This is a genomic window from Mesorhizobium sp. M7A.F.Ca.CA.002.05.1.1 (assembly GCF_003998335.1).
In the GTDB taxonomy this organism is placed as follows: Bacteria; Pseudomonadota; Alphaproteobacteria; order Rhizobiales; family Rhizobiaceae; genus Mesorhizobium.
Genome location: NZ_RZQI01000519.1, coordinates 1 through 4,332, shown reverse-complemented (window position 1 = coordinate 4,332; position 4,332 = coordinate 1). Strand labels below are relative to the sequence as shown.

At 65.2% G+C, this 4,332-nt stretch carries 5 protein-coding genes; 1 reads left to right on the top strand and 4 read right to left on the bottom strand.

Going from position 1 to position 4,332, the window contains the following annotated elements:
* Window positions 1–88 precede the first annotated feature (88 nt).
* On the top strand, window positions 89–1,192 hold the full coding sequence (locus EN939_RS22945) for an alcohol dehydrogenase family protein (RefSeq protein ID WP_127269892.1): 1,104 nt from the start codon (window positions 89–91) through the stop codon (window positions 1,190–1,192).
* A 12-nt stretch (window positions 1,193–1,204) separates the two neighbouring features.
* Here EN939_RS22945 and EN939_RS22940 read toward each other — a convergent pair whose 3' ends face one another.
* From EN939_RS22940 to EN939_RS22925, 4 genes are all read right to left on the bottom strand, one after another.
* Window positions 1,205–2,251 carry an ornithine cyclodeaminase gene (locus EN939_RS22940; protein WP_127269890.1) on the bottom strand — a complete coding sequence of 349 codons (1,047 nt, stop codon included), beginning with the start codon at window positions 2,249–2,251 and terminating at the stop codon, window positions 1,205–1,207.
* A gap of 29 nt (window positions 2,252–2,280) precedes the next feature.
* A complete protein-coding gene (locus EN939_RS22935) occupies window positions 2,281–2,910 on the bottom strand; it encodes an FMN-binding negative transcriptional regulator (protein ID WP_127269888.1) in 630 nt (209 codons plus the stop codon).
* A gap of 4 nt (window positions 2,911–2,914) precedes the next feature.
* A complete protein-coding gene (locus tag EN939_RS22930; RefSeq protein ID WP_127269886.1) occupies window positions 2,915–3,796 on the bottom strand; it encodes a branched-chain amino acid ABC transporter permease in 882 nt (293 codons plus the stop codon).
* 5 nt (window positions 3,797–3,801) lie between these two features.
* The coding region (locus EN939_RS22925) for an ABC transporter ATP-binding protein (protein WP_127269884.1) at window positions 3,802–4,332 on the bottom strand (531 nt) is incomplete at its 5' end.

Genomic DNA, 4,332 nt, shown 5'->3' with positions numbered 1-4,332 from the left:
CTGCCTGACCCGCGAGGAAGCCGACATCGTCGTGTCGAAGACCGCCGATGCCGTGAAGAGCGTGTTTGCCAATCTCTGAGATCGACCGATGAATGCCATGATCAGAACCCTCCCCGCCACCATGGCCGCCGTGCTGCTCACCGGGCACGGCGGACCGGAAAAACTCGTCTACCGCAGCGATGTGAAAGTGCCCGGGCCCGCTCCCGGTGAAGTGCTGGTCAAGGTCAGCGCTTGCGGGATGAACAACACCGATGTCTGGGTGCGCCAGGGCGCCTATGGCACGGAGGAGGACGCTGCCGCCGTGTCGACATGGCGCCGCCAGGGCAACACGCTTGTTTTCCCGCGCATCCAGGGCACGGACACCGTCGGTATCGTCGCCGCCGTCGGCGAAGGCGTATCGCCGGACCGTATCGGCGAACGGGTGATGGTCGATTTCTCGATCTACAACCGCGACGACGATTCACTCGCCGACATCGATTATATGGGCCATGGCCGCGATGGCGGTTACGCCGAATACCAGGCCGTGCCGGCCGAGAACGCTCATGTCATCGACACCGACATGAGCGATATCGAACTCGCCACCTTCTGCTGCGCTTACCTCACCGGTGAACAGATGCTGGAGCGCGCCGCGCTCAAGGCCGGCGAGCGTGTGCTGGTCACAGGCGCCTCGGGTGGTGTCGGTTCGGGCATCGTGCAACTGGCACGGGCGCGCGGCGCCATTCCCTATGCGGTCGTCGGCAAGGGCAAGGAACAGGCGGTGCGCGACATCGGGGCCGAGGTTGTCATCACCCGTGGTGTTGCCGACCTGCCGCGAGCCGTGAACGAGGCGACCGGAGGCCAGCCGATCGACGTGGTGGCCGACCTCGTCGGCGGCGCCATCTTCAACGACCTGTTGCGTATTCTCAGGCCCGAGGGCCGTTACACTACCGCAGGCGCGATTGCCGGCCCGGTCGTGCAGTTCGATCTCAGGACCATGTACCTGAAGCAGTTGCAGCTGCATGGCTCAAGCCAGGGCACGCGCGCGGATTTCCGCCGCATCGTTGGCTACATCGAGGCGAGAAAGATCCGGCCGCTGGTCGGCGGCGTCTACAAGCTCTCCGATTTCCACCATGCGCAGGCGGATTTCATCGCCAAGGATTTCGTCGGCAAGCTGGTGGTGGTGCCGGATGCCATGTGGGGCTCGGCTGGCTGAACAACGCTCGTCTCAACCGTGCTGGGCCGCTCTCAGCAGCATGCCGAACAGGTCGCGCGGCTCGTCGGGGTCGGCCAGCATGTCGAGTTCCTGGTAGAGGCCAGTCGAGCGCAGCTGATCCCTGACATAGCGCAGCGCCGAAAAATCCTCGATGGCGAAGCCGACCGAATCGAACAGCGTGATCTGACCGGGATCGCGCCGGCCTTGTACGGCGCCCGACATCACCTGCCACAGCTCGATCACCTCATGATCCGGCGCAAGCTGCTGGATCTCGCCCTCGATGCGCGTCTGCGGCGGATATTCGACGAAGATATCGGAGCGCAGCAGGATATCGCGGTGCAGTTCGGTCTTGCCCGGACAGTCGCCGCCGACCGCGTTGATGTGCACGCCGGAGCCGACCATATTGTCGGTGAGGATGGTGGCGTACTGCTTGTCGGCGGTGACGGTGGTGATGATGTCGGCTCCCTCGACCGCCTCCTGCGCGGTGCCGCAGGCGACCATGTCGAAGCCGAGACCGGCGAGATTGCGGATGCATTTTTCGGTGGCAGTGCGGTCGATGTCGTAAAGCCTCAGCCTGTCGACGCCGAGCAGCGCCTTGAAGGCCACCGCCTGGAATTCGGCCTGGGCGCCGTTGCCGATCAGCGCCATGCAGCTGGAGCCGGCCGGCGCCAGGTATTTGGCGGCCAGAGCCGACATCGCCGCCGTGCGCAGTGCGGTCAGGATCGTCATTTCGGATAGCAAGACAGGATAGCCATTGTGGACATCGGCGAGCATGCCGAAAGCGGTCACCGTCTGGCGGCCTTCGCGCATGTTCTTGGGATGGCCGTTGACGTATTTGAAGCCGTAGACCTCGCCGTCGCTGGTCGGCATCAGCTCGATGACGCCCTCGGCGCTGTGCGAGGCGACGCGCGGCGTCTTGTCGAACAGCTCCCAGCGGCGGAAATCATCCTCGATGTAGCCGGCCAGTTCGACGAGGAAGCGCTCGACGCCGATCTTCAGCACCAGCTTCATCATATGATCGACGCTGACGAAGGGCACGATGTTGAGATTGGGGATCATTTTTTCTTATCCTTGCCGCATGCGGGCGGTCAGTCCTGGCGATGCGCGTTGTGCGCCTTCATCATCGCCGCCAGCGCCGGATCGTTTTGTTCCAGCGCCCCGATAGCTCCGCCCGTGTCGTAGAGGCGCTCATCCTGTCCCATCTTGAACTTGGCTTCGAGCCGTTCGATCGGCAGGTCAAACCCAAGGATATGCGGTATGCGCCGCTCCATGCCGCCTGGTCCCAGTTCGCGCATGCACCAGCGGTCGTCGCGCTCCTTCTCCAGCACGTCGACAAGCTGCAGGAGATGCCGGGCGGTGGCATGATCGTCGAGCGGCACCGGATGCCCATGACAATGCACGACAGCAAAATTCCAGGTCGGCGCGCTGTCGCGCACCGGATTGCGCGGATACCAGGACGGCGAGATGTAGCCATGCGGACCGTGAAAGATGGCGACCGTCTCCCTGCCCTCGGCGATCAGCGCGCTGTGCGGATTGGCCCTGGCGAGATGCGAGACCAGCGTTCCGTTTTCACCCCGCGCGCGATCGAGCACGAAGGGAAGATGCGAGACGACAAGACCCTGCGGTCCCGATGTCACCACCGCGGCGAAGGCCGCGGCCTCGATCAGGCCGAACACCTCGTCGCGCGACAGTGGCGCGAACTCGAGCTTGGTATACATCAGGTCAGCTTCGCTGGGCGCGAACCGCCGGGATCAGGCCTTGCGGGCGAACCAGCAGCACGGCGATGACGCCCGACAGCACGATGGCGTCGCGATAGGGCGCGATCGCTCCCGGCAGTGTCGCCTGCAACAGCACCTCGATGATGCCGAGCAGGAAGCCGCCGGCGACCGCACCGGGCAGGCTGCCGAGCCCGCCGACGACGGCGGCGATGAAGGCCTTCAACACCGGCGTAAAGCCCATCAGCGGATCGACCGAGGCACGCTGCGCCACCCACAGCATGGCCGCCAGCCCGGCCAGCAGGCCGGAGAGCAGGAAGGCGGTGGCGATGATGCGGCTGGCCGGAATGCCCATCAGGCGCACGACGTCGAAATCTTCCGCCGCGGCGCGCATCGCCGTGCCGGTCACCGAGCGGCGCAGGAAGACTTCCAGCGCAATCAGCGCCAGTGCGGAGACGACGATGGAGATGCTGGGACCGACGCCGATGGTGAAGTCGCCGAAGGAGAAGGCGCCGGTCATCCAGCTAGGCATGGCGACAGCTTGCGGCCGTGCCGAGATGCCGTTCTGGAAGACGACCTTCAGCAAGCTGGAAACCGCGAAGCTGGTCAACAGCAGGCTGGTGACGCTGGCGCCGCGCATGGGCCTGAAGGCGATACGCTCCATGGCGACGGCGGCGAGCGCGCCGCAGGAGACGGCGACAAGCACCGCCACCGGGAACGGGAAGCCGAGCACCAGCGAGGCCAGAAGCGCATAGCCCGACAGCGTCATCAGCTCGCCATGGGCGAAGTTGATGAGGCCGACGATGGAAAAGACGATCGCCAGCCCGAGCGCCAGCAGGGCATAGACGCCGCCGAGGCTCACCGCATTGATGATCTGCTGCGCGATCATGCTTCTTAAGCTCCCAGATAGGCTTGGCGGACGAGGTCCGATGAAGCGAGTTCTTTTGCCGTGCCCGACAGCACCACCTCGCCATTGGCGAGCACAACGGCGCGGTCGGCGATTTCGAGCGCCAGCGCCACATTCTGTTCGACCAGCAGGATGGTCAGGCCCTTGCGGCGCAGTTCGGCGATCAGGTCGAAGACGGTGTCGATCAGTTGCGGGGCAAGGCCGAGCGAGGGCTCGTCGAGCAGGATCATGCGCGGCTTGCCCATCAGCGCGCGGGCGATGGCCAGCATCTGCTGTTCGCCGCCCGACAGATTGCCGCCCTTGACGCGGTGGTAGCGGCGCAGGATCGGGAACAACTCCAGCATCTCCTCCTCGCGCAGCCTTGCCTCGGCCGCCGGCTGATGCACTGCGCCGCCGAGACGCAGATTGTCGGCCACCGTCAGGCTGGCGAAGATACGGCGGCCTTCTGGAACCAGCGCGACGCCCTTGCGGGCAATCGCCTCCGGCGCCAGGCCGGTGATGTCGACACCGTCGAAGAC

Coding starts and splice junctions, on each gene's coding strand:
- EN939_RS22935 (WP_127269888.1), bottom strand. CDS start 2,910: ATGTATACCAAGCTCGAGTTCGCGCCACTGTCGCGCGACGAGGTGTTC.
- EN939_RS22940 (WP_127269890.1), bottom strand. CDS start 2,251: ATGATCCCCAATCTCAACATCGTGCCCTTCGTCAGCGTCGATCATATG.
- EN939_RS22930 (WP_127269886.1), bottom strand. CDS start 3,796: ATGATCGCGCAGCAGATCATCAATGCGGTGAGCCTCGGCGGCGTCTAT.
- EN939_RS22945 (WP_127269892.1), top strand. CDS start 89: ATGAATGCCATGATCAGAACCCTCCCCGCCACCATGGCCGCCGTGCTG.